Annotated in this window: 20 protein-coding genes; 6 read left to right on the top strand and 14 right to left on the bottom strand. The window is 71.0% G+C overall.

The window, feature by feature from the left end:
• Positions 1 to 4: 4 nt before the first annotated feature.
• Complete coding sequence (locus ABZ249_RS20340; protein ID WP_355265147.1) at positions 5 to 1,264, top strand: TIGR02679 family protein; 1,260 nt, start codon at positions 5 to 7, stop codon at positions 1,262 to 1,264.
• 204 nt (positions 1,265 to 1,468) lie between these two features.
• Here the strand turns inward: ABZ249_RS20340 and ABZ249_RS20335 are convergent, their stop codons facing one another.
• On the bottom strand, positions 1,469 to 2,701 hold the full coding sequence (locus tag ABZ249_RS20335) for an RNA-guided endonuclease TnpB family protein (RefSeq protein ID WP_355265144.1): 1,233 nt from the start codon (positions 2,699 to 2,701) through the stop codon (positions 1,469 to 1,471).
• A 144-nt stretch (positions 2,702 to 2,845) separates the two neighbouring features.
• Here ABZ249_RS20335 and ABZ249_RS20330 point away from each other — a divergent pair, with 144 nt between their 5' ends.
• Positions 2,846 to 3,796, top strand: coding sequence for a bile acid:sodium symporter family protein (locus tag ABZ249_RS20330; RefSeq protein WP_355265141.1), 951 nt, complete (start codon positions 2,846 to 2,848; stop codon positions 3,794 to 3,796).
• A 283-nt stretch (positions 3,797 to 4,079) separates the two neighbouring features.
• On the opposite strand, the gene ABZ249_RS20325 is transcribed toward ABZ249_RS20330, so the two are convergent.
• The gene (locus tag ABZ249_RS20325) at positions 4,080 to 4,547 is read right to left on the bottom strand and encodes a hypothetical protein (protein WP_355265138.1); all 468 of its coding nucleotides are present in this window, start codon (positions 4,545 to 4,547) and stop codon (positions 4,080 to 4,082) included.
• 375 nt (positions 4,548 to 4,922) lie between these two features.
• Between ABZ249_RS20325 and ABZ249_RS20320 the strand changes: the two genes are divergently transcribed.
• Both ABZ249_RS20320 and ABZ249_RS20315 read left to right on the top strand, forming a co-directional pair.
• Positions 4,923 to 5,771 carry an alpha/beta hydrolase gene (locus ABZ249_RS20320; RefSeq protein WP_355265135.1) on the top strand — a complete coding sequence of 283 codons (849 nt, stop codon included), beginning with the start codon at positions 4,923 to 4,925 and terminating at the stop codon, positions 5,769 to 5,771.
• A 644-nt stretch (positions 5,772 to 6,415) separates the two neighbouring features.
• Complete coding sequence (locus tag ABZ249_RS20315) at positions 6,416 to 6,865, top strand: hypothetical protein (protein WP_355265132.1); 450 nt, start codon at positions 6,416 to 6,418, stop codon at positions 6,863 to 6,865.
• A 603-nt stretch (positions 6,866 to 7,468) separates the two neighbouring features.
• Here ABZ249_RS20315 and ABZ249_RS20310 read toward each other — a convergent pair.
• The 5 genes from ABZ249_RS20310 to thpD form a co-directional block, all read right to left on the bottom strand.
• A complete protein-coding gene (locus ABZ249_RS20310; protein ID WP_355265129.1) occupies positions 7,469 to 9,190 on the bottom strand; it encodes a PQQ-binding-like beta-propeller repeat protein in 1,722 nt (573 codons plus the stop codon).
• Positions 9,191 to 9,228: 38 nt separating this feature from the next.
• Entirely contained in the window at positions 9,229 to 11,463 is a 2,235-nt protein-coding gene (locus ABZ249_RS20305; protein ID WP_355265126.1) for a hypothetical protein, read from the bottom strand.
• Between the two features lie 9 nt (positions 11,464 to 11,472).
• Positions 11,473 to 11,673, bottom strand: a complete 201-nt coding sequence (locus ABZ249_RS20300; RefSeq protein ID WP_355265123.1) for a hypothetical protein — start codon at positions 11,671 to 11,673, stop codon at positions 11,473 to 11,475.
• Positions 11,674 to 11,711: 38 nt separating this feature from the next.
• Positions 11,712 to 12,032, bottom strand: a complete 321-nt coding sequence (locus ABZ249_RS20295; RefSeq protein ID WP_355265120.1) for a hypothetical protein — start codon at positions 12,030 to 12,032, stop codon at positions 11,712 to 11,714.
• A gap of 1,044 nt (positions 12,033 to 13,076) precedes the next feature.
• Positions 13,077 to 13,985, bottom strand: a complete 909-nt coding sequence (gene thpD, locus ABZ249_RS20290) for an ectoine hydroxylase (protein WP_355265117.1) — start codon at positions 13,983 to 13,985, stop codon at positions 13,077 to 13,079.
• A 661-nt stretch (positions 13,986 to 14,646) separates the two neighbouring features.
• Between thpD and ABZ249_RS20285 the strand changes: the two genes are divergently transcribed.
• Complete coding sequence (locus tag ABZ249_RS20285; protein ID WP_355265114.1) at positions 14,647 to 15,006, top strand: MmcQ/YjbR family DNA-binding protein; 360 nt, start codon at positions 14,647 to 14,649, stop codon at positions 15,004 to 15,006.
• A 21-nt stretch (positions 15,007 to 15,027) separates the two neighbouring features.
• On the opposite strand, the gene ABZ249_RS20280 is transcribed toward ABZ249_RS20285, so the two are convergent.
• From ABZ249_RS20280 to ABZ249_RS20255, 6 genes are all read right to left on the bottom strand, one after another.
• Positions 15,028 to 16,125, bottom strand: a complete 1,098-nt coding sequence (locus tag ABZ249_RS20280) for an ImmA/IrrE family metallo-endopeptidase (protein WP_220560381.1) — start codon at positions 16,123 to 16,125, stop codon at positions 15,028 to 15,030.
• 59 nt (positions 16,126 to 16,184) lie between these two features.
• Positions 16,185 to 16,862 (bottom strand): hypothetical protein, encoded by a 678-nt coding sequence (locus tag ABZ249_RS20275; RefSeq protein WP_355265111.1) that lies wholly within the window; start codon positions 16,860 to 16,862, stop codon positions 16,185 to 16,187.
• Between the two features lie 262 nt (positions 16,863 to 17,124).
• Positions 17,125 to 17,775 (bottom strand): class II aldolase/adducin family protein, encoded by a 651-nt coding sequence (locus tag ABZ249_RS20270; RefSeq protein WP_355265108.1) that lies wholly within the window; start codon positions 17,773 to 17,775, stop codon positions 17,125 to 17,127.
• Positions 17,772 to 19,022 carry a 3-oxo-tetronate kinase gene (gene otnK / locus ABZ249_RS20265; RefSeq protein ID WP_355265105.1) on the bottom strand — a complete coding sequence of 417 codons (1,251 nt, stop codon included), beginning with the start codon at positions 19,020 to 19,022 and terminating at the stop codon, positions 17,772 to 17,774. Before otnK ends, ABZ249_RS20270 begins: the two co-directional genes overlap by 4 nt.
• 104 nt (positions 19,023 to 19,126) lie before the next feature.
• Positions 19,127 to 20,548 (bottom strand): SLC13 family permease, encoded by a 1,422-nt coding sequence (locus ABZ249_RS20260; protein WP_355265102.1) that lies wholly within the window; start codon positions 20,546 to 20,548, stop codon positions 19,127 to 19,129.
• Position 20,549: 1 nt separating this feature from the next.
• On the bottom strand, positions 20,550 to 21,938 hold the full coding sequence (locus tag ABZ249_RS20255) for a homoserine dehydrogenase (RefSeq protein ID WP_355265099.1): 1,389 nt from the start codon (positions 21,936 to 21,938) through the stop codon (positions 20,550 to 20,552).
• A gap of 409 nt (positions 21,939 to 22,347) precedes the next feature.
• Between ABZ249_RS20255 and ABZ249_RS20250 the strand changes: the two genes are divergently transcribed.
• Positions 22,348 to 23,169: a DeoR/GlpR family DNA-binding transcription regulator gene (locus ABZ249_RS20250; RefSeq protein ID WP_355265096.1), complete on the top strand. Its 822-nt coding sequence runs from the start codon at positions 22,348 to 22,350 to the stop codon at positions 23,167 to 23,169.
• A 51-nt stretch (positions 23,170 to 23,220) separates the two neighbouring features.
• On the opposite strand, the gene ABZ249_RS20245 is transcribed toward ABZ249_RS20250, so the two are convergent.
• Positions 23,221 to 24,846 carry a serine/threonine-protein kinase gene (locus ABZ249_RS20245; RefSeq protein ID WP_355265093.1) on the bottom strand — a complete coding sequence of 542 codons (1,626 nt, stop codon included), beginning with the start codon at positions 24,844 to 24,846 and terminating at the stop codon, positions 23,221 to 23,223.
• Between the last annotated feature and the right edge of the window lie 5 nt (positions 24,847 to 24,851).

Below are 24,851 nucleotides of genomic sequence, written 5' to 3'. Positions count from 1 at the left end.
CCCCATGCCGTCCCACCCCCTGGGCCGCCCCGGGTACGCCCGCCTCCTGGAGTCGGCCCGGCGTACCCTGGAACGCCGCAACGCCGTGCTCGGCGGCAGGGCCACCGTCCCCGCCCCCACCGACGACGAGTGCGCGGCCGTCAGCGGCCTCCTGGGCAGCGACCACCTGCCCGGCGCCCGGAGCATCAGCGTGCAGCTGGACCGCCTGGACGCCTGCGTGCGCCGGTCCACCGGCCAGGGGCTCATCGAGCTCCTGGAGACCCTCGGCCCGCCCCTGCGCCGCCCCCGCGACGAGGAGTCGGCCCGGCGGCGGCTCCGCGAGGACATCCTCGCCCCCGCCCGGGACAGCCCCCTGACCGCCGACGCCTGGTACCGGACCTGGCTGGAGCGCATCGGCGGCAACGGCACCGTCACCAAACTCGTGAACCTGGGCGACACCGACCGGCTGCGCCGGGCCGTGCGGATCCTGGAGATCGTCGCCCCCCGCACCGACACGGCGCCGCCGCTGCCCCTGCCGTCCCTGGCCGCCACGACCACCGGGGACACCAAGGCCCTGGAACACCGCACCCCGCTGGCCACCCTCGTCCTAGGCGCCCTCACCGAACGCACCGGCCTGCCCCGGGCCGACACCGCCGAGGCTGCCCGCGCCCTGTGGGAGGCACACGGCGTCATCGGCGACGACCTGGCCAGCCGCGTCCTGGTCCTGGGCCTGCCCGCCGCCGGAGCCGGACTGGGGGAGTGGCTCACCGACGCCGCCGCCCGGGGCATCCCCTTCCAGGTCACGCTGCACCAGCTCGTCACCCTGCCGATCACCGTGACCGCCCCGGTCGTGCACGTCTGCGAGAATCCCGCTGTCCTGCGCCGCGCCGCCGCCGGGCTCGGTGCGGCCTGCGCCCCGCTGCTGTGCACCGAGGGCTGGCCCTCGGCGGCCTTCCACCGCCTGGCCACCGCGGTCCGCGCGGGCGGGGGCCGACTGCGCTACTACGGTGACTTCGACGCCGCCGGGGTGGCGATGGCCCGGTACGCGATCGACCGCCACGGTGCCTCACCGTGGCGCATGTCGGCAGCCGACTACACCGCCCACGTCGACGACGCGTTCCCTGCGCTCACCGGCACCGGCCCCACCCCGTGGGACCCGGAGCTCGCCGAGGCCATGGCCCGGCACGGGCGCGCCGTCCACGAGGAGTCCGTCGACGAGGACCTCTTGCGGGACCTGGCCCCCGACCCGGCCGCGACCCCGTCCCGCCCGGGGGACGCGGAGTGACCAGTCCGGGCCCGACCTCCCGAGCGGCGCACCCCGGGAGCACGGCACGGACGTACACCCGGCCGCTTCCGCGCCGAGGCGGAAGGACTACCCTGGCCGGGCGGCGTCGACCCCCACAGGGCGGTGACCGCCCGGGGGGGAACTCTTCGGGAAAGCCACGGTTGACTTCCTCCCCCGCCTGAAAGAGGGGGATTGCGGAACCACCTACCGGTGGTTCGGGGCGTTCGCCCCGTCGCGGGTCGCCCCGCGGCCTTCCTGCTTCGACACCGACCGCCCCGTCCGGGAGGACTCCCGTTGAGGTCTCACACCGGCTCCACAGGCGGATGCCGCCAGCCCGGCGGCCCTGAGGTTGTTCGCCGCGTTCACATCGCGGTCGTGGACGCTCCCGCACTCGGGGCAGGTCCACTCCCGCACATCCAGCGGCAGCCGCTCGTGCACGTGCCCGCACCCGGGCACCGAGCACAGCCGGGTGGAGGGGAAGAACCGGTCCACTACGACCAGCTCCCGCCCGTACCAGGCGGCCTTGTACTCCAGCATCGCCCGCAGCTCCGACCACGCGGCGTCGGAGATGGCGCGGGCCAGGCTGCGGTTCCTGACCATGGTGCGCACGGTCAGGTCCTCGATCACGACCACTTGGTTTTCGCGGACGAGACGAGTGGTGAGCTTGTGCAGGAAATCCTTGCGCCGGTCGGCGATCCGGGCGTGCACCCGGGCGACCCTGGTGCGGGCCCTGGCCCGGTTGGCCGACCCCGTCCGCTTGCGCGACAGCGCCCGCTGCGCCCGGGCAAGCCGGGCCCGGTCGGCCCGCTCGTGCCGGGGGTTGGTGACCTTCTCACCCGTGGACAGGGCTACCAGCGACGTGATCCCCGCGTCGATACCCACGACGTCGTTCGGCGCCGGGGAGGATTCGACGGTGTCCTCGCACAGCAGCGACACGAACCACCGCCCCGCACCGTCCCGGGACACCGTGACCGTGGACGGGACCGCGCCCGCCGGGAGCGGACGCGACCAGACGATGCCCAACGGCTCGGACATCTTCGCCAACGTGAGCCCGCCGTCGCGGTAGCGGAACGCGCTGGAGGTGTACTCCGCACTGGCACGGGACTTCTTGCGCGACTTGAAACGCGGGTACTTCGCCCGTCCGGCGAAGAAGTTGGCGAACCCCTGCTGCAAATGCCGCAGGGTCTGCTGCAACGGCACCGAGGACACCTCTGTCAGGAAGGCGAGGTCGTCGGTCTTCTTCCAGCCGGTGAGCATCGCCGAGGTGGCGTTGTAGTTGACCCTCTCCTGGCGCTGCTCCCAGGCCTCGGTACGGGCGGCCAGGGCTTTGTTGTAGACCAGGCGGACGCACCCGAACGTGCGCGACAGCTCCGCCGCCTGCGCACCGGTGGGATGGAAGCGGTACTTGAACGCCCGCTTCACGGTCCTCCTGGTCATGCTCCGCACTGTAGCGAGCCGATCACCTCGGTGTGAGGAAAACCGGGGAAGTCATCGAAAACATGAACGAGAACACGAGCTGTAGGAGGAGGCGGGTGTGTCCTTCTCGTCCTGAAGGACGGGGTCTCCACACCCAATAACCAGATGAACACCATCAAGAACATCGCGGACTTCACCGGCCGGTGGTTCGCGCTCCTGGTCCTGGGCGGAGCCGTGCTCGGCCTCCTGCTGCCCGCGGCCACCGCGCCCGTCACCCCGTACATCTCGCTGCTGCTCGGCATCATCATGTTCGGAATGGGCCTGACCATGCGCCCGGCCGACTTCACGATCGTCGTCCGCCACCCCAGGGCCGTCCTGCTCGGCGTCCTGGCGCAGTACACGGTCATGCCCGTCCTGGGCTGGGGCATCGCCCACCTGCTCGGCCTGCCGCCGCTGCTCGTCGTCGGCATGATCCTGGTCGGCGCCTCCCCGGGCGGCACCGCCTCCAACGTGATCGTCTACCTGGCCCGCGGCGACGTCGCCCTGTCGGTGGCGATGACCTCCATCTCCACGATGCTCGCCCCCGTCCTGACACCCCTGCTCGTCCTGGGCCTGGCCGGGTCCACCCTGCCGGTGGCCGCCGGCGACCTGTTCCTGTCGATCCTGCAGATCGTCCTGGGGCCGGTCATCGCCGGCCTCCTGCTGCGCATGGCCGCCCCGAACCTGGTCGAACGCCTGCTGCCGGCGCTGCCGCTCGTCTCGGTGACCGGCATCGTGGTCGTCGTCGCGGGCATCGTCGGCGCCAACGCCGACGCCGTCCTGGGCACCGGCCTGCTGCTGGCTCTCGCCGTCGTCCTGCACAACGGCCTGGGCCTGGGGCTGGGCTACCTGGTCGGCGTCGTCGGCCGCCTTCCCGACAGCGCCCGCCGCGCCGTCAGCGTCGAGGTCGGGATGCAGAACTCCGGCCTGGCCGTCGCCCTGGCCACCGCCCACTTCTCCCCGCTCGCCGCGCTGCCGGGCGCCCTCTTCTCCGTCTGGCACAACCTGTCCGGCTCGGCGCTGGCCACCTACTGGGCCCGCCGCGCCCCGAAGGACGAGTCCGCTCCGACCCCCTGACGGGAGAACCGGCTACCCGGGCACGACCGGCCCCACACGCGCATTCGGGGTCCGAAACCGGACACTCTTCTTCGTGTGATCGTGTCGCGCCGGAGAGTGATGCTTGTCAGGCTGTGGCCATGGCACGCATCCTCTCCGGCCTCCTCGCCCTGTCCCTGACCACGACCGGCGCACACCTCCTCCTCACCCCGCCCCCGCCGCCCGCCCCGGCGCTCCCGTCCGCCCCGGTCGCGGTGCCCCATGCCCGCCGCCCGCGCCGGCGGCGCGTCCCCCACCCCCGCTGTCACTTCGACTGACCCCCGCGGAGGCGGCGCACCGCCTCCAGCGCGAGCCCGCCTCCCACGGCCGCCGCCCCCAGCCCGGACAGCCCGCCCAAGCCGAAACACAGCAGCCCGATGACCAGCAGCAACAGCACCGAGCCGAACACACCCCCGGGCGCCCCGACCTCGTAGGCCCGGTCTTCCAGGGTCGTCGACACCCATGTCTCCTCACCGTCCACGAGACGGGCGCCGACGACCCTGCCGGGCGTGCACCCGTGCGAGGAGTGGAGCCACACCCCCTCCCGCGCGGGGCCGTCGCCGGGGTCGAAGGTCCCGTAACACCGCATCTCCCGGCGCACCTGGGCCTCGTGGGTCACGGTCACCCGGCCGGCCTCCCCGGCCCACCCGTAGGCGGCCCCGAGCGCCCGCACCTCGTGACCGCCGAACTGCGCACCCACCGCGAGGAAGAAGTACGCGAGCAGGCCGCTCACCGCCACCAGCCCCAGCCGCCGGGCCGGCGACCCGACCGGAGCCCTCGGAACCCGCCCGGAGGACTCCGGCCGAGGCGCCCCCGGCGCCCCCCGGTGCTCCGCCCGCCGCCTCCGCACGTTCCGCCGCCCACGCCCGCCCATCCGGCCACCTCCACCGGACTCCGATCCTTCCGGTGCCCGCTCGGTTCCCCTCCCGCCGACCCTTCCCATCGGGGAGACCACCGGCCCCGCCCCGCCTCCCCGCGGACGCCGCCGCCCGCCGGATCAGGGAAACGACCCGTCCTCGGTCACACCCCGTTGACGGCTCCTCACCAGGGGCCGATATTCGGGTGCAGCGCGCTGAACGAAGGTCACTCCACCCCCAGAGGAACCCCCATGCACCGACGACGATCGGCCCGCCCCACCGCCCTGCTCCTGGGAGTGCTCACCGTCCTCGCCCTCGCCCCCGCTGCGCCCGCCACCGCCGACACCGCCGGTGCCGCGGGCGGCACCGGCCCCTACGACGCGGAGTACACCACCACCTGGCGCCTGCGCGACCACACGATCTACCGCCCCGTCGACCTGCCCGACGACGAGCCCCTGCCCATCGTCGTGTGGGGCAACGGCGCCTGCCGCGCCGACGGCACCTGGTTCGAGAACATCCTCACCGAGTTCGCCTCCCACGGCTTCCTCGTCATCGCCAACGGCCGCCCCGGCGGCAGCGGAAGCACCGACCCGGAGATGCTGACGGAGGCCGTCGACTGGGCGGTCGACGAGAACACCCGCCTGTTCAGCGAGTACCGCGGGCACATCGACACCGACCGCATCGCCGTCATGGGCCAGTCCTGCGGCGGCCTGGAGGCCTACGAGGTCGCCGACGACCCCCGCGTCACCACCACCGTGCTCTGGAACAGCGGCCTGCTGACCGACCGCGACGACGACCTCCTCGACGACCTGCACGCCCCGATCGCCTACTTCACCGGCGGCCCGAGCGACATCGCCCACCCCAACGCCCTGGACGACTACTCCAAGCTCCCCGCCGGGCTGCCCGCCTTCATCGGCCACCTCGACGTCGGCCACTACGGCACCTTCGCCGAACCCAACGGCGGCGAGTACGGCCGCGTCGGCACCGCCTGGCTGCGCTGGCACCTCAAGGACGACGCCGCCGCCCGCGCCGAGTTCCTCGGCGCCGACTGCGGCCTGTGCGACACCGACTGGGACATCGACCACAAGAACTGGCCCTGACCCCGCCCCGACCCCCGCCCGGCCGTGTCCTGCCGCCCCACGGCCGGGCGGGCCGCCGGCCCCGGCGGCGGACCCCGCCGGGGCCGGCCCGCCCCCTACCCGCCCGGCAACCGGTCTATGGGGGGGTGGGGTCCGGGAGGGGGCGCCCGCGCCTACTCACCCGAGAACCGGTACCCGAACTGCTCCAGCCGCCCCCGCGCCCGTCCCAGCTCCTCCACCGTCAGGTCCGACCGCCCCGGTCCCATGCCCCGGACGGAGGGCCGGCCCGGCCACACCCGCGCCCGGAGCCCCCACCGCTGCCGTGCCGTCCCCGGTGTCCGCACAGCCCCCGGGGACCCCGAAGGCGCAGCCGTACCGCCTGCGCCCCCGCCCACCACCTGGCCGCGTCCCCGCCATGGCCCCTATGGCCATTCCCACTCCGGTGGGGGCGATCCGCCCCGCCTGTGGTCCTGCGCTGCCTCTCGCCCCGGAGCGCGGTCCCGCCGCGCCCCTCACTACAGTTCCGACCCATGACGGACTCCCCCCATCACACCGCCGCGGACGATGAGGAGCTCCTGGAGAGGCTGCACGCATGTGCGTGGGGCAGGGGAGGCACGATTCCTTCTCCCGGGCACCTCCCGGACGAACCCTTTCCGCCTCTCACGATGGCCGCGGTCGAACAGGCGGAACGCAGGCTGGGGTACAGGCTGCCCGCGCTGCTCCGGCGCATGTACACCGAGATCGGTGACGGAGGGTTCGGGCCGGAGGGAGGTCTCGCCTCATTGACACCGCGCGGTGTTCCGTCCCGGCACGTGCGGGAGTGGCCTTGCGCGACCTCCATCCGGGAACAGCGCCCGGGATGGGCACCACCGGCGTCGTGGTTCTTCCTGATCTGCAGCGGCTGCACCATGGAGTGGTACGTCTCCCTGATCGCGGTCGACCACCCGGTGCTCCTCTGGGACGCCGATGGCTGGGAACCGGACCGGGGCCAGAGCCCCCACGACGGCCTGCGCTACGCGGCGCCGTCCCTGCGCCATTGGCTGTGGACCTGGGTGGAGGGAAAGGACGTGTGGGACGAGGCCTTGGCCCGGATCGAAAGGGACACTCGTACCTGACGACCTTTGGAAACCGCCGCTCCTTCGAGACGTTCCACCGGAGGAACGATCGATCTCGCCCCACGTTCCCGACCAGCGGAAGCCCGCCGGCCTGGGCACGGAGAAGGCAGGGTGTTCACGTGGCAGGACTGCTCCTGGTACCGCTCGGAAGGTCAAAGGCCCGACCTCGAGATCGACCTGCGCGACAGTGAGGATCCCCGTGGTGTCGACATCGATGGGAACCGTGGTTCCGGACCCCTCCCCGGAATCCCCATCGAAGACGGCCATGTCCTGTTCCTCTCCTTCCTCTGCCGTCCGAAGTTTCAGCAGTGCATCGTGCAGGACGAGGAAGTCGTCGACATGGCCCCGCGTGATGTTTGTCGTGGTCTCCAGGCGGTTGCGCACCGCTGGAGAACGGTGAACAGCCGGTGGACCACCGACGATTTCTCGCGGCGCCGCGCCGGAGAGCCATCTGGACCCCCGCTGTCCTCCGACATCGGTTCGCAGAGCCCATCACGGTTTCTCCTACCTGCCCTGTGTGCAGGCCGTCGGGACTCACCGCTCCGGGCAGGTCCGAGGTCCGCTCACGCCCGTCCGACACCGATGCCGACTCGCACGGCCATCTCAGGTCACCGCCACCGCAGCGTTGACCGTTCCGGATTCGACCGAGTAGACGATGACGGCGCCCGGGACCACACGCACCCGCGCACCCTCCTCCTCGGACAGCTCACGACCGAGGACGTTCTCCACCGTGTGCGGAGCCGTACCGTCCCAGGGGTTGACCGTCAGGTCCACCGTTCGGTCACCGCTGTCGGGCCAGTCGACGGTGTAGAGCTCCTGGTCCGTGGTCGCAAGGTGTCGATGCCCGTCCGCCGTGGGCAGCTCCAGCGTGTGAGCCGGTTCTCCATCGGCCGTGGTCAGAGTCAGCGCCTGCTCCGAGCCCAACAGCACACCGTTCCCGACCATCTCTCCCCAGAGGTCCCACTTCCGCTGTCCTTCGCGCGGGTAGGGGTTCTGCCATGTTCCGGTGGCGCGCTCTTCTCCTGTCCGGGTGTCAATGGTGAAGTACATCTTGGAATGGCCGTCGTAGCGGTAGAGCAACGAGCCGTCGGAGGAGACCGTGAGAGCGCTACTCCCCAGGCGGCCACTCGAGTTCTCGGACTCGTGCGTCCACATCAGTTCTCCGGTGGCCGCATCGAAAGCGTGCACCACCGGAACGTTCCCGCCCTGGCACATCAGTGCTGAGAGAACCAGCTCCCGGGTGACCTCGAGGTCGAGGACAGGGGCCTCTTCGGCCGGGGCGCAGTCCGGTGTCCCCTGGAAGCTCCACAGCAGAGCCCCTGATGATGCCCCGTACACCGTCATCGGAATCTGCTCTCCGGTCCGCACGATGACGTTCTCGCCCTCCCATGGCTCCGCGCTCCGGGAGTCGGACTCCACCGGGGCGATCTCGTCGGCCAAAAGGCGTTGGTCGTCCTGCGAACGGTGCAGGACGCGGCCGCTCATCGCGTCCAGGGTGATCCGCATCGTCTCGGGGCGGGTGTCACCGGTCGAGTCGGGGTACTCCTCCACGACGAGTGAGGTTCCGTCCGGAGCGACCAGGGTCCGCGTGTCCGTTCCAGGAGAGCGGTAGCGCCACAGTTCGGCACCCGTGAGCGGATCCACCGCCATCACCCCGTCCGGGAGTGTGAACAACACCCCGGGGGCGATCGCCTCCAGTCCTCGAACCTCTCCCAACGGAAGGTCCAACGAACGCGGAATCCCCTCGACCTCGGCCGGGATCTCCGGGGGTGCGGGCTCGGTGGCCGCCACCATGTGCTCCGGCCAGGGCCCGAGAGATCGGAACGTGTCTTGGGCCACCGCACCCACCCCGGCCAGGACAGCCACGGCTGCCACCGGGGCCAGGAGCGTCATCGCCTTACCGTCGGGAACACCGCTTTCCCGACGGTAGAGCAGGACCATGGCCGTGGCGAGGAGCATCTGGAACCCGGCGGACACGACGGCGGCCACCATGGTCGGAGTGATCCGGTACCAGTCCCCTGGGAAGAGTGAGGCCCGTGCGTATCCGCCCAGTACAGAGAGGCAGACGGCCACGATCAGGACCGCACTCCACAGGACTGCCCAGAGCAGACCTGATCTCATCGGAGACGCCTTGTCATCTCCCGGCCGAAGCTCCCGGAACCAGACGACCGCGAACAGGACCGTGGGGACCAGGGGTCCGTAGAGCACGTACGGCGGAGCCGCCACGTGGGGTGTTCCGGTCCAGGTGAGGGCGGCTTGGAGGAGGAGGGGCAGGAAGCCGGCCAGACCTCCCAGCAGGGGCAGGAATCCGCGGGCTGTTCTCATGGTTCTACGGGTTCGTCCTCGTGTTCTGGTCGGTGATATCAGTTTCGACGTTCAGGATTGATGTGCGTGCTGTACTCGCCGATATCGCCTGCTCGGAGGTTTCGGTCGCCGAACGATCCGTGGCCATCGTCAAATTGTTCTGTGTACACCCTGGCCAGTTCCGCGGATTCCTCACTGAGAACTTCATTGGCGACGAGATCGTTGAGTGAAGCGGGAGTGTTTCCCGTGGAATCGGTGTCATCGTAGGACCGGGCTACATTTCCTTCGGAATTTATGATCTCCGGGGGGAGTTCCGACGGATCGATCTCGCCGTTTTCGACCATGCTATTGACGAGTTGAAGCTGAATGTCGAAGTGAAGCACGTCTCGGTTGTATTGGGGTAGGTCCTCCTCGGATATCCTTTCCCTGATCTCCGAGAGGCTGGAATACATCTCGGCGTTGCTCTCGATCAAATGGTTGGCGATTTCCTTTCCGCCATCGCCGACCAGGCCACCGGCGTAGGGGATGGGTCCGGCCAAAGATCCTATGACAACGCCCCATCCTCTTTTCTTGATGTCGATCTCCTGCTGGTATGCATCCTCTTCTCGCTCGTATCTTCCCATGGCATAGTTGTCGAAAGCGGCATCGAAGAGGTAGGAGAGCCGGCCTCCGGAGCGAACGGTCTCCTCGGAGAACTCTCCACTCTCCAAGGCGTCGTTGAGGACGATGGCGTTCCTGCCCTCGATGGAGGCGTACATGTTGGACGCGGCTTCGGAATCACCCATGACCAACTCCATGAACCTGACCCGGTTCATGTCATCGACGAGGAGGACATTCCCGTCTTGAGCGAAGGAGAACTGGTTCGGGCTGGCGTTGGTATGGAATTCGGCTCCCCCGGAATCCTGCGTTCCCACGCCGAAATCATCTACGTAGGAGTGGAACAGGTCGGCCATGCTCAGTGCGATTTCGGGATTCACTTCTCCCATGGGGATGTCCGCCCCGCCTTCGGTTTTCTCCACACCGGTGAAGGCCGCGAAGAGTTCAGGGCTCGTGACCGTCTCGATGAACGCTGCCGCTGCCCTTCCGGCTCGCTCCTGTTCCTCCGGGCCACCGTTCATCGCGTCCTCGGCGATCCAGTCGGTGATGCCGCTGACAGCCGCGCCGCCATCCTCCCAGTTGTAGGTGTAGAAGGTCTCCAGGAACTTCTCCGGGCTGAGGTCCCCGTGGCTCGCGTAGTGCTCGTAGGGATTCCCCTCGAAGTCCTCGCCGGTGAGGACGATGTGGTTGGCCTCATCGTTCCTGCTGGCCACCCTGATGACGTTCTGGAAGTGCTCGTCATCGGGCTCGCCCGCGGGGAAGTAGGGGATCTCCAACGTGGCGGCGACGGTCCCCATGAGCGCTGTGGAGAACTCCGTCCCGCCTTGGACCCCGGGTCCGGAGCTGTCGAGGAACGTGCTCAGTGTTGTGAACGGACGCCCCCAGCCACTGTGCGCCTCCATGAAACCGGGGAGCTCGGAGTCGTGGTGGAGTTCGTTGACGTCCGGGAAGTCGGGAACGTTGAGGACGTCTCGCACGTCCTGGGGCAACCTTGCCACACCGCCGCCGATGCCTTCATCGGACAGGACGAGCATCGAGTTCGCCAGGTGGCGGTTGATGTCCTCTCGCAGTGAGTCACTGATGTGCTCGCTGCTGTTCACCTGGTCCACGAAACCGAGGAAGCCCTGGCCGTCGCCGCCGATTTCCTCGAGGTCGCCGAAGAGGGTCTCCAGGAACTCGACCTCTCCGTCCAGCAGCTTTTCGCCGTTCTGCTGGGCGGTCAGGCCGCGTGCGACCACGGCGGAGATCAGCGCAAGGTACTCGGGATTGTCCTCGAGCAGTCCGAGGCTGACTTCGTTGCCGTCCAGAACCGCATGGCCGAGGTGGGTGGCGATGAGCCCGGCCTGCCCCTCGTCCACGTGGTAGTAGTCGAAGTCCCCCGTCGTGTAGAAACCGATGTTCTCGTTGGTGCCGAAATGCCCACCCTCCGCGAGTGCCCTGATGTTCTCCGGCGTGGGGCCCTCCCGCAGCATCTCCTGGGACTCGTCACACCGGGTCTCCAGATCCCGCCATGCCTTGTCGGCCTCGAGGTTGTACGACTCGATGATCTGCTGTGCGATCGTGAGGTTGTCGGGTTCCGCGGAGTTGGCGAGTGCCGTGGAGAGGTTTCCCTTGATCTCCTCGATCTTGTTCTCGTACCACTGCACGTCGGTACTGATCTTGTCGAGGACACCGTAGGCATGGGTGCAGGCCAGCATCGAGCTTCTTCAGGCGAACTGGTTCTCTTGCGCTGCTATCCAGAGGTTCTCGGCGATCATGTCGGAGAACTCGAACCCCACATGGGTCGTGATGGTGTTGTAACCACCGGACCGGCCGATGATGAGGGAGTGGAGTTCCGCGAAGGCCTCCCTGGCGGAGGCGACGGCTCCGCGGTCGATCTCGCATTCGGTGTAACTGAGAGCGGACAAGACATGGTCTCCTGGGGGTGATCCTGGGATGGGGGAGATCAGTAGGACTGGATTCCGTTGATCGGTATGTCGAACCCCTCGCTCGACTCCAGATCCGTCACCGCCGCCTCGTAGGAGCCCGCCTGGATGTTTTCTGCGAGTGTCCTGGCGTGATCGCGGACCTCGATCATGTGCTGTTCGTGGTCGGATCCGAAGGTGCCCCATCCGGTTACTCCCGGGACGCCGCTGGTGGCGTTCTTGGCCGCCTGGACCGCCTCGTCGAAGTCGGTGGGAAGATCACGAAGTCGTGCTGCGGCTTCCGCCGAATCCGACCCTCCCGCGTAGGCGTCGTCGACGTTCACGCCTGTGCCGTTCGACATGCCCCACCTGCCTTCCTTCTCAAGTCTTCGTACGTGCGGTACGGCGGCTCTTAAGGGTCGTGGTCGCCCGATTACCCGAATGGAAGGTATCGGTGGCAAGTCATCCCTATCAACTCGAGAGGACGGAATACGTGTCAGAAGAGGTACTTCGGCAGCCCTTCCGCGACTGGATGCTTCTTGCGGGACAAGTGGTGGATGAGGCCGGTGCATCTGTCTTCTGTCGCGCTCAGTATGGGTCGCTTCGGACCTGCCGGTGCTTTCAGGCGACGCACCGCGTCTCATGGTCGGATCGGATCAGGCAGTGGTCGCGCGTGTAGACGGCGGTGCGTCCGGTCGTGCAGGCGGAGCCGTGCCAGGACCCCGAGAGGTGATTTCTCGACCGTGCGCTCGTGCGTGCCGTCAGGCCTTGCACGGTCGAGGGGCGCATAGGGCCCTGCCCGCATGCATCGGTCACATGGTCTGGGCCGGTTCGCTTGCCCAAAGGCCGTCGCGTGCCTTCGGAGTACCGCTCCAGGATTGCGAGGGGTGGGTGGAACCTGAATCCGGTGCCTCCTGCCCGTGGAGCGCACATCGGGTGATGCTCATTCCCCAAGGTGCCTCAGGTCGACCTCTGGGGAGTTGGTGAGCACTTGCCCTGCGGCCTGTGGGTCGAGACCGTGCAACTCGGCGATCTTCTCCGGTTGGACCGCGATGGTGGTCGATGCCGTCATGGACGTTCTTCGCCACACGGTTGCGTTCGGTCCCTCCCGCCAACTGGACGGTTCGGTCGGCGCAGGCGGAGAGCCGGGTGTGGGACTTCTTCAGATGACCAGAGATCGCCTTATCGTGACGAACAGAGTGGGGGCGACGGAGTGACGCGGTTGTCGGAGCGGTCACGGCGCGTTGCCGGTCCGGCTCACGGTCTTGCTGTGGCCGACGGCTTCTTTCTCCGGCGCCGCCGATCTCGGAGCCTGCGGTAGTGCGGAGACGTCAGTGGTCGGGGCCTCGGCCGTTGCCGGTGCGGGCGGCCCCGGGCCGCCCGCACCGGCGCCCGTGGGGGCCGGGTCAGCGGCCGACGGGGGTGAAGTCGCGCGAGGCGAGGAACTCCGGGCGCCGGGCCGGGGCGCTGAACGGCTCCACGCAGGCGTTCTCGACGCTGTTGAACACGATGAACACGTTCGAGCGCGGGAACGGCGTGATGTTGCCGCCCGAGCCGTGCATGCAGTTGGAGTCGAAGACCGTCACGCCTCCGGCCCCGCCGGTGAGCACGTCGATGCCGTGCCGTTCGGCCAGGCGGGACAGGGAGCCCTCGTCCGGGGTGCCGATGTGCTGGCTCTTCAGCGAGGCCCGGTAGTGGTCCGCGGGGGTCTCGCCCACGCACGACACGAACGTCCTGTGCGAGCCGGGCATGATCATCAGGGCGCCGTTGTGCGTGTAGTTGTCGGTCAGCGCGACGGAGAAGCTGCACGCCCGCATCCGGGGCATGCCGTCCTCGGCGTGCCAGGTCTCGAAGTCGGAGTGCCAGTAGAACGAGCCGCCGCCGAAGCCCGGCTTGTAGTTGACGCGGCTCTGGTGCACGTACACGTCCGAGCCGAGGATCTGGCGCGCCCGGTCGACCAGGCGGGGGTCGTTGACCAGGTCGGAGAACACCGGGCTGACCTTGTGCACGTCGAACACCGAGCGCACCTCCTCGGAGGCGGGCTCGACGACCAGGCGCTCGTCGCCGCGCAGGGCGGGGTCGTTCGCGAGCCGGTCCAGTTCGGCCCGGTAGGTCGCGACCTCGGCGTCGGTGACGAACGCCTCGATCCGGGTGTAGCCGCGCCGGTCGTATCCCTGGAGCTCCTCCTGGGAGAAGGGGCCGTCACCGGGCCCCCAGACGACGGGGTCCCTGCGGTCGAGCAGCGCTGGTTCGGGGGCCTTGCGGGTGGGGTACTCGTCGGCGGTCGATGCCTGAAGATCCATCTGCAGAGTCATGGCCGAATCCCCTGGCGGGGTCTCATCCTCTCCGGAGTCGGTGGTTTCTCCTGCCGAAACGGGAACTTAACAAAGACCCGGACGCCCCTTATCCGCCGTTCGCGGGGCGATGTGTTTCATGTTCCGGCCGCTCGGGTAGGGCTCCCTTACTATATGGGCGGAAATTCTCCGGAGCCGGATTTCTCCCGCCCTTCTTCCCCCGTTCGTCCTGGTCGTCGTCCTGCTCACCTGCATAGAGGTACGCGGGGTGCGGAAGTGGACACCGGTGGTCATCACCCCAGTTCGTCGCCCTGTGAGGCCCCTGCGGGAGAGGCCCTCGCATCGATGCACACTTGTGCTATGCGCTAGTTCACACGAATTTGATGCAATGCTCGGTGCAGATCGCTGGTCGCCGCCCGAGTTTCTCCAGGGGCCTTTGTGGTTCGCTCGCACCCGGGTGGCGGATGGAAAATCCGGGCGTGTTCCCCTCGGTCGGTCGAAAGCGTGCCCTCGATTGCGGTTCCCGGGCTGTGCGCCTTTCACGGGACACGACCGGGCCCCTTTCCGGTGTTCTCCGGGAAAGCGGAGCGTGCGATCCGGCGCCCGGCCGGCCCCGCCGGGGCCCGGCCCTTTCTCCGGCACCGTCGTCGGCGGTGTCGGTGCGGTGTGGTTGGCTCGTCCCATGGGTGTGGAGATCGAACGGTTCCTGCGGTTGACGGAGGCGCTGCCCGAGTGCGAGCCGCAGCGGGGCGAGAAGTACACGACGTTCCGGGTGCGCGGGAAGCCGTTCGGCTACCTGTGGCCCCGTACCGCCACCGTGGGGCTCAAGCAGACGCTGCTGGAGCAGGCCGCGCTGGTGGCCGAGCGCCCCGAGGTGTTCGAGGTGCAGTTCACCGGAGGCGGGTTCGGCTGGGTGGTCGTCCACCTCGACGGGATCGAGCTGGACGAGCTCAGCGAACTCCTCCTGGAGGCCTGGTTCCACACCGCGCCCGAGGACCTGCACCCCGTCCAGCCCACCCCCGAGGAGCTGGTCGGGGCCTGACCGCCGCGGCGGCCGCGGCCGTCACCGGGGGGCGGGCACCACGCGCAGCGCGGGGCGGCCGCGGTCCCGTCCCGGGCCGCCGCCCCGGCCGGGGCGAGAGGTGAAGGAGAGCCCGAACATGAGGGAGTTGAGCTCCGAGAGCGGGATGCTCAGCTCCTCGGCCACCCTGCCCGGCGTGGTGCCCCTGCCGCGCAGCAGGGAGAAGACCTTGGGCAGGAGCTGCGAGGTCTCGCGGGCGATCCCGTCCGGTTCGGCGGTGCGGTAGCCCATCTCGGCCAGCTGCCGGCAGGTGGACCGGTACTGCCAGTCGGTGAGCAGTTCCAGGTCGTGCAGCCGGTGGGTCAGGGCCATGGCGGAGACCCGCCAGATCGACTTGGCCTTGAGGATCTGGTCGACCTGGGCGCCCGCGGGCATGCGGCCGACGACGTCGGCCCGCGGCATGAGGAAGGCGCTGGCGAACCGGTTGGCCTCGCGTTCGGCCTCCGGGCCGCTGAGCGGCCGCTCGTCCCCGTGCATCACCAGGTGGCCGAGCTCGTGGGCGCAGTCGAAGCGCCCGCGCTCGCCGCTCTTGGCGGTGTTGAGGAAGACATAGGGCACCGAGTCGCGCCAGAACCCGAACGCGTCCACCTCGTGGTGCTCGGTGTCCAGGGAGAAGACGCGGATCCCCTGCGCCTCCAGCAGGTGCACCATGTTCGGGGCCGCGGTGTCGCCCAGCTCCCACAGCGCGCGCACCGTCTCGGCGCAGTCCTCGGGGGAGGGGCGGCCGTAGGTGGGGACGTTGGGCGCGGGCAGGGCGAAGTGCGCGGTGAGCCAGTCGTTGAACTCGATCGCCAGGGCGGCCTGGGAGCGGACGGCCTTCTGCTTGCGCATCGAGGTCTTGGTCCGGGCCCGGAACGCCACCGCCTCGGAGGCCACCTCCTCGACCTCGTCGGCGGAGAAGAACCCCACCGGGAACCCCAGGGCCTCGGCGATCCGGCCCAGGGTGGGCCCGGTGGGGGCGGTGCGGGCGTTCTCGTAGTTCGACAGGCTCTGCTGCGATATCCCCGTCAGGGCCGACAATCGCGCCAGGGTGAGCGCCCTTCGCTCCCGTGCGAGTCGGATGCGTGACGGCGTGACCATGGTGTGCGCTGCCCTGTCGGTTGTGGGCCCGGCGGGGCCGCCACCGGGCGTGTTCGTCGCTAACGGAAGTCGACCGGGACGTCGATCGGCTCCATGCCCCCGCCCTCGTCGGGGAAGACCACGCTCCCGATCGTCACTTCGGGGAACAGGATGCGGTCGTACCAGGCGGTGATGTACCCCCGCTCGTCGGGCGGGCAGGGGCGGGACAGTTCACTATGCCAGACCACGAGATCGCTTTCGGGCACCTGCTTTCGGTAGGTGAGGAAGACCCACACCTCCAGGCCGTCGAGGTCGGAGGGCTCCGCCGGGGGCGGCAGGAACTCCGTCGGCAGGCCGGGCAGGGAGAGCTGCTCGAACGCGGTCTCGTCGGTGAGGAGGTGGCGCCCGTTGGGGCCGCGCGGGTGCTGGCTGTGCGGCACGGCCGTCGGGTCGGGGTTCCCGGTGTTGGCGTCGCCGCTCAGCGTCTGGATGCCGACGGTGCGCTCGGGGTTGACGGTGAGGTCGATCTGGAAGCGGCTGACGTTCTCCCAGCCGTACCGGACCTTCTGCTCGGACCGCAGCGCGGCGAGCCGTTCGTGGTAGGCGTACTGGCCGGAGGCGGTGCGGCCGTGGCTCTCGGTCACCCGGCGCAGGCCCGCCTCGCTCATGCGCAGGGCCTTCTCCATGACCGGCCAGGAGGTGCCCAGGAGGGCGAGGCGGTCGTCCCGTCGGGGGAGTTCGTGTGCGGCGATCAGCAAGAGACACCTCTCGAGGTCTGTGCACTTGAAGGAACCCTACCGCGATCGTGGTCGGATTTCTTCAAGTCGAAGGCGGGCTGGGGGTGTCGGTGCCGTCCATGGTGCCCGGTGCCTCGGACGTTCCGGGGCGCGACCGGAAGTCCATCCCGCCACCGTCACCCCGCCGTTGCCACCGCCACCGACGCCGCGACCCCGGCCGCGCGGGTGGCGCGGCCGGGGCCGGAGCGGAGCCGGACCGGAGCGGGTCCGCGGCGGGGGCCGGTCACAGGTCCCAGGTGGTCCCGTACCTCACCGTCAGCTCCTTCACGTCCTCGGGCGCGAGCACGGAGTACTCCCGGCCGTGGAGCGAGACGGCGATCCGCGAGGCCTCCTCCAGCTCGACGGCCCCCTCCAGGGCCGCGGCCGGGTCGGCGGCGGCCGCCAGCGACCCGTGGTTGGCCAGCAGCGCCGCGGCGAACCGCCCCGGCAGGGCGGACAGGTTCTCGGCCAGCCGTGTGCTCCCCGGCGCCGCGTACGGGACCAGGGGCACCCGCCCGACCCGCATCACCAGGTAGGGGGTGATCGGGGGCAGGGCGGAGGCGGGCGACCACGGCGGCAGGCACGAGGCCGCCGTGGCGTGCGGCGAGTGCAGGTGGACCACCGCTCCGGCCTCGGGGAGCCGGTCGTACATCGACCGGTGGAGCGGCAGCTCCTTGGAGGGCGGCGGACCGGAGACCGGGGTCCCGTCGGCGGCCACCACGGACAGGCCGTCGGGCTCCAGGCGGTCCAGGGGGACCCCGGTGGGGCTCATCAGGACGAGGCCGTCCACGCGCGCGGACACGTTGCCGGAGGAGCCCGGGCTCAGCCCCAGCTCCACGGCGCGGTGTCCGGCCGCGCACAGCTCCTCGGCCGCCTCGCGTGTCGCACGGTTCACGCCCCCTCCTCCCACGCGCGGACGAACAGGTCCTCGCGGCCGAAGTTGCCGGACTTGAGCATCAGGCGCAGGTCGTCCCCGTCACCGGAGCCCCCCGTCCGGGCCAGCATCCAGGCCACCCCCGGGTCGACCTCGGGTCCCACCGCGAGCGGCCCCACTCCCAGGCGCCCCACGACGGCGCCGCTGGTCTCCCCGCCCGCCACGAGCAGGGCGCGGACGCCCGCCGCGACGAGCCGCACGGCGGTCTCGGCCAGGGCCTCCTCGATGAGCGGGGCGTCGGCGGCGTCCACGACGTGCTCGGGCGCGGCCGTGGCGTAGACGACGAACGGGGCGTCGGCGGGGGCGCCCAGGGCGGCCTCGGCGGCCCGCGCCACGGTGCCGTCGAAGTCGGCGCGCAGGTCGCCGGGGGCCAGGCGGTGCCCGGAGCCGGCGGCCAGGGCGTGGCGGACCTGGCCCTGGGTGGCCCGGGAGGCGCTGCCGGAGAGCACCACCCGCGGTCCCTCGGGCGGGGTGAGCGGCAGGTGGCCGACGGGGTGCGGCCCGGGCAGCCACCGGGCGAGGGCGCTGCCCCCGGTGAGCAGCCGCAGCCCCGACGCGGCGCGGGCCAGGACGTCCAGGTCGTCGTCGGACAGGGCGTCCACGACGGCGAACCGGGCACCCCCGGCGGCGGCCCGGGCGAGGGCCGCGCGCACCGCGTCCACTCCCCGCGAGACCACCGGCCAGGGCACCAGGGCGATGTCGTCCCCGCCCCGCGACACCTGCGGTTCGAGCAGCCGCACCAGGCTGGAGTCGGTCATCGGGGTGAGCGGGTGGTGGCGCATGGGGGACTCCTCCAGGAGGTCGTCCCCGACGAAGAGGTGGCCGCGGTAGACGGTGCGCCCGTTGGCGGGGAACGCCGGGGCGATCACCGTGGCCTCCTCGCCCAGCGCCTCCAGCACCGCCTCGCAGACCGGACCGATGTTGCCCTCGGGAGTGGAGTCGAAGGTCGAGCAGTACTTCACGTAGAACCGTTCGCATCCGGCGGCGCGCAGCCGGTCCAGGGCCTCCAGGGAGGCCGCGACGGCCTCCCCGACCGGGGCGGTGCGCGACTTCAGCGCCACCACGAGGGCGTCCGCGTCGGCGGCCGCGCCCCCGAGCGGGACGCCCTCCCCCAGGACGACGGCGGTCCGGTGGCCGGCGGAGGTGAGGGCGATCGCGATGTCGGTGGCGCCGGTGAGATCGTCGGCGATCACGCCGAGGGTCGCCATGGTGTCCTCCTGTGCTGGGTTCTCTCGTTCATGCGGGCCGCTCCCGCTCCCCGCGGCACGGCGGCCGGGGGAGGCGGGGCGGCCCTTCGGTCAGGGGCGGGGGATCAGATGACGCCGAGGGTGGTCATGGCGTAGAGCACCGCGAACCCGGTGACGCCGGAGATCGCCGAGGCGACGCCGATGGAGCGGATGCCCTGGCCCACGGTCATGTTGGACAGGGTCGTGGTGACCCAGAAACCCGACGAGTTCGCGTGCTTCATGATCTGGGCGCCGGTCGCGCAGGCAAGGTAGACCGCCAGCGGTGCGAGGTCGAGCTCGGGGAGCAGGGGCTGCATGATGGCCGCCGAGGTCATCACACCGAGGATGTTCGAGCCGGTGATGGTGCACACGGCGGCGGCGACCAGGAACGGGATGATGATCGGCGACAGGCCGGCGTTCTCGATGCCCGCGGCGATGTTCTCGGCCACGCCGGTGTCGCGGATCACGGTGGCCAGGGCACCGCCGACACCGGTGAGCGCCATGGGCATCGCGGCGATGCGCAGGCCCGACTCGAACAGGTCGTTCAGGGTGGCCTTGTCGTGCCAGCGGCCGCGGAACAGCGGCAGCGCGAGCAGGCAGGCCAGGAACAGGGCGATGGTGGGCTCGCCGACGAACAGGATGACGGAGGTGACCGGGGACCCCTCGGGCAGGACCGGGGCGGCCAGGGCGGCGATCACGATGAGGAGGATGGGGGCGAGGATCGGCACCAGGGAGCCGAACAGGCCCACACCCGGGGTGCCGTCCGCGGCGGAGCCGGTCCCCGCGGAGCCCGTTCCCGTGCCGGCCGCGCCCGGGCCGGCCGCACCCGTTCCCGTACCGCCGGGGACCGTCTCGGAGCCGCTCGCCAGGTGTTCGACGAACTCGGGCTTGGGCGCCACGTACGTCTTGATCCGGGACAGGTAGAGCGTGGCCGCGAAGACACCCGGCAGGCCCACCACGAGGCCGTAGAGGATGGCCTCGCCCATGGACACGTCGAGCAGCGACGCGGACGCCAGCGGCCCGGGGCCCGGGGGGACGACCGAGGTCATCACGTAGGCGCCGATGTACAGGATCGGCCCCAGCTTCATCATCGAGATGCCCGTGCGGTACGCCAGGGCGGACACGATCGGGATGAGCATGACGACGGCGGTGTCGGCGATCAGGGGGATGCCCAGGACCACCGAGGCGAGGGCGATCGCCCACGGGACGCGCTTCTCGGCGAACATCCGCAGCGCGGTCTCGGTGATCTTCAGGGCCGCGCCGCTGAGTTCGAGCATCTTGCCGAGCACGCAGCCGAAGATGACGAGCAGGCCGACGTTGGCCAGCGTGTTGCCGAAGCCCGTCGTGACCAGCTCGATGGTGCCCTCGCCGCCGATGCCCAGGACCAGGCTCAGGGTGACGACCACGATGAAGAGCGTGGCCACGGGGTGGACCTTGAAGCGGGCGATGAGGAGGACGAGGACGACGATGGCGGCGAGGAACGCCCCGAGGGTGTAGAGGTCCGACATGTCACCGGTTCCGATCGTTCACGAGGCGGGTCCGGGCGTGCCGCCAGGCGTCGACGAGGACGCCGTCGGGGTCGGCGAGGTCGTCCAGGCGCAGCAGGGCTCCGGCGGGGATGTCGCGGGCCAGGGTGGTGTGGGCCGCGAGGTAGAGCGGGGCGGTGTCGGCGGGCGCCTGCGCGGCGTCCAGCAGGACGGGCGCCACTCCGGCGACGTCGTGGTGGTGGCCGCCCATGTCGAGCCGGGTGCCGGCGGCCAGCGGGCCCCTTGCGCGCCCGGCCAGGACGGCGTGGGGGCGGGGGCGGCGCGGCCCGGCGGCGCGGTGCCGGTCGGCCGCGTCGAGGATGCTCAGCGGGGTCTCGACGCCCATGAGGTGGTAGGGCAGGTACAGGCACGCGTAGCGGCCCGAGTGGGAGACCACGTGCCCCTTCTGGGCGAGCAGCTCCCAGGTGACCGGGTCGCCGGTGCGCACGACGGCGAAGACGCCGCCCGCGAAGGAGGCCTCCTCGGGCAGGCGCAGGACGCTGAAGACGTCCACCGCGCCCGGCCGGGAGAGCACGCCGCCGTCCTCGGCGAGCGCGTAGACGTCGGCGAGCTCGGCGACCCGGGCCACCGGGTAGTGCAGCGACTCCGTGTCGGGGACCAGGCCGGTGTGGTCGGCGACGACGCCCATCTCGCAGTAGTCGGCGGTGGCGGCGCGGGTGAGGCCCGAGACGGCCTCGGCGCGGGCGCGCAGGGTGGCGGGCACGTCCGGGCCGAGGGTGAGCAGGTCCGCGAGGGCGGGGGCGTCGACCTCCTGGTCGAGCTGCTTCACGCGTCCGGTCGCGGGGTCGAAGACGAGGTCGTACTCACCGGACTTGCCGACGGCCACGACGTCCAGGCCCAGGAGCCGGGTGCGCTCGTACCATTCGATGAGGTTGGCGGGCTGGTCGCCGATGCCGGGGGTGTAGACGACGCCGTGTTCGTCCGCGAGGTCGGCCAGCGCGGTCCCGGAGACGGAGGCGACCTCCTTGGAGACCATGACGACGTGGTGTCCCGTCGTGATGGCGGTGCGCGCGGCCCGGGTCCCGGCGCCGGGGCTGCCGGTGGCCTCGACGAGCACCTCGTAGTCGGCGTGCGCGAGGAGGGCGGCGTCGGCGATCACGGCGATGCCCCCGTCCTTCGCTGCGGCGAGTTCGGCGGCGTCGGCGCACACGTGCAGGTCGGCGGGGTCGTAGCCGAGCTCGGTGCACAGGGCGACGGTGCCCTCCGGGTCCAGGTCGCACAGGACCGCGGGGTGCAGGCGGTCGATGCCCCTGGTCTGGGCGAGCAGCGTGCGTGCGAATCCGCCGCGTGCTCCGGTGAGCGCGTACCGCACCGTGGAGGTCGGCGCGGTGGCGGCGTCGGTGTCTTGCATGGGTTCTCCTTCTCCCGCCGTGCGGAGGGCGCGCGTGGTGGCGTCCCGCGACGACGATGACCCAAGTCTTAACATTGCATGCACATAAGAGTCAATAATCGTCACATCTGAGATCATCTGGTAACGCTGGCCGATGATGGACGCGCAACGGGGCGGGGGCCCGGGGGTCCGCGGGCGGAACGGCGATCCGGTGCGCGGCCCGTCCGTCCGCGAGCCCCACTCGTTCCTGCTCCCGCCTGGTCCGGCGGCGCGACGGCCCCGGCGGGGCGGTCCGGGTGTTGCCGCGCTTGTGGGGGGTGGTGCGCCGGGGGTACCACCGCGAGCACGCGGAGGTACAGCGGCGTAACATCTGAGATCATCTGGGAACTCTGGATTACCCTGACGGGTGAGACCGACCCGAAGGAGGACGATGATCCCGGCGCAACGGCGTGAACTGCTACTGCGGGAGCTGCGCGGTACGGGGGTGCTGAGCGTGCGGGAACTCTGCGACATCCTCGGGGTCTCCCACATGACCGTGCGCCGCGACATCATGACCCTGGAGGGGGAGGGGCGGGTGCGCTCCGTCCCCGGCGGCGTCGAACTGGTCTCACAGGTGCGCGCCGAGCCCTCCTACCGCGACAAGTCGCGCGCGGACGTGGCGGAGAAGCGGGCGATGGCGCACGCCGCGGCGGCCCTGGTGGGCGACGGCCAGACCCTCTACCTCGACGCCGGTACCACGCTGGGGCACCTGGTCCCCCTGCTGTGGAACACCCTCGGGCTCACCGTCATCACCAACGACATCACCACGGCGGCCTCGCTCAGCGACCACCCGGACGTCACCCTGTTCCTCATCGGGGGGCGGATCGACCGCGAGAACCGCTCGTCGGTCGGTGACATCGCGGCCGCGACCGTCGCCGAGTTCAACATCGACACCGCGTTCATCTCCACCAGCTCCTGGGACCTCAACCGCGGCTCGACCACGCCCTCGAGGGAGAAGGTCGCGGTCAAGCGGGCGGCCATGGCGGCGGCCTCGACCTCGGTGCTGGTGGCGGGGGCCGACAAGTACGGGGCGTTCGGCACCTTCAAGGTCGCGGCGCTCACCCGCTTCTCGACCGTCATCACCGACGACCGCCTTCCGGAGTCGTCGGCGCGCGCCGTCCGCGACCTGGGGGTCTCCCTGGAGATCGCGGTGCCCCGGCGCGGCGCCGAGGAGGCGGGGGAGGGCCTCGCGGCCGAGGAGCCGTCCGCCTGAGCGGGGCCCGGGGCGGTGCCCCCAGGGCCCCGCGCACCGGGAACCGGGCGCTCAGGGGAGGACGTGAATGCCGCCGCCGAAGCGGTCCAGCGCCTCGCGCACCCGGTACAGCGTGTCGGCCGCGTCGGGCAGGGACGTGGTGGCGATCGTGTGGCCCCTGTCGGATCCCAGGACGCCGTGGCGCTTCAGCCACGCCTCGTCGGGGGCCCGGCCCCGGGCGAACTCCACGGTGACGCTCACCTCGATCCCCTTCCCGGAACCGGGGCGGGCGGCCTGGGCCCGGACGGACCGCAGGCGGTCCCAGGCCAGGGTGAAGGAGCGGTCCCGCAGGCGCAGCCACCTCCTGTCGACCACGCGGATGCCCCCGCCGTCCACGATGAGGAGGTCGTGTCCGGCGGAGCCCCCGTCGAGGAGGGCGAGGACGGCCGCCGCGCTGTAGAGCACGACGAACAGGGGCGTTGTGACGATGTCCCCGGCGAACGCGAGGGCCTCGTCGAAGCCGGCGTCCGGGCCGCCGAACAGCAGGCCGAAGAGCACCGCGCCCACGAACAGGGCCGCCACCAGGGCGACCACGTAGCGCACCTCCGAGAACCGTTCGACGACCCTGGCGGCGGCCGTCGTCATCTCGAAGGCCCGCGGCACGTCCTGCGGGTCCCGTGCCTCCTCCGAGGCCCCGGCCCCCTCCGGAGCCTTGGCCCCGCTCGGTGCCGCGCGCGGCCGCGGCGGGAACGGCGCCCGGCCGCCGTTCGCGGGACCGCCCGGTGCCGTCCCGGGGTAGACGAGGGTCTCCAGGAGGGTCTCGTGCCGCCCGATGACCTCGGTGAGGTCGTCGGGGAGCCAGCGCCGCCCGGGGCTCCCCGGCTCCGGGGGCGCCGCCTCGGGGAACCGCCGCAGCAGGTCCTCCGGCCGGGGCCGGTCCCGGGGTTCCTTGGCCAGACAGGCGGCGACCAGGTCGGCCAGGGGACCCGGGATCCCCTCCAGGTCGGGGTCGGCGTGCACGACCCGGTAGGCGACGGCGTGCGCCGGACCCTCCCCGAAGGGGCTGTGCCCGGTGGCGGCGAAACCCAGCACACAGCCCAGGGAGAACACGTCGGAGGCGAAGCCGGTCTGCTTCTCCGCCCTCGCCTGCTCGGGCGACATGAAGGCGGCGGTGCCCAGCACGGTGGAGGTCCGGGTGTGGGACGTGGCGTCCAGGGCGCGGGCGATGCCGAAGTCGATGAGCCTGGGACCCTGGGCGGACAGGATCACGTTGGCCGGCTTGAGGTCGCGGTGCACCACCCCCTGGGCGTGCACGGCGGCGAGGCCCTCGGCGAGCCCGGCGCCGAGCGCGGAGACCGAGTTCGGCGGGAGGGGGCCGCGGTCGGCGACGGCGCGGTGCAGGGAGGGGCCCGGGATGTAGGCGGTGGCCAGCCACGGCGGGTCGCCGTCGGGGTCGGCGTCCACGACCTGGGCGGTGTACAGGCTCCCCACCGTGCGGGCGGCGGTGATCTCCACCGCGAAGCGGCGGCGGAAGTCCGGGTCGTCGGCGAGCTCCGGGCGCACCGCCTTGACGGCGACGGTGTGCCCGCCCGGGGAGCTTCCCAGGTACACCAGCCCCATGCCGCCCGCGCCCAGCCGGGCGTGCAGGCGGTAGGGGCCGATCTCCCGGGGGTCGGAATCGCGCAGGGGGTCCGGCATGGCAC

This window comes from Nocardiopsis sp. NPDC006139, assembly GCF_040614155.1.
GTDB lineage: Bacteria > Actinomycetota > Actinomycetes > Streptosporangiales > Streptosporangiaceae > Nocardiopsis > Nocardiopsis changdeensis.
This window is presented reverse-complemented; position numbering and strand designations above follow the sequence as displayed.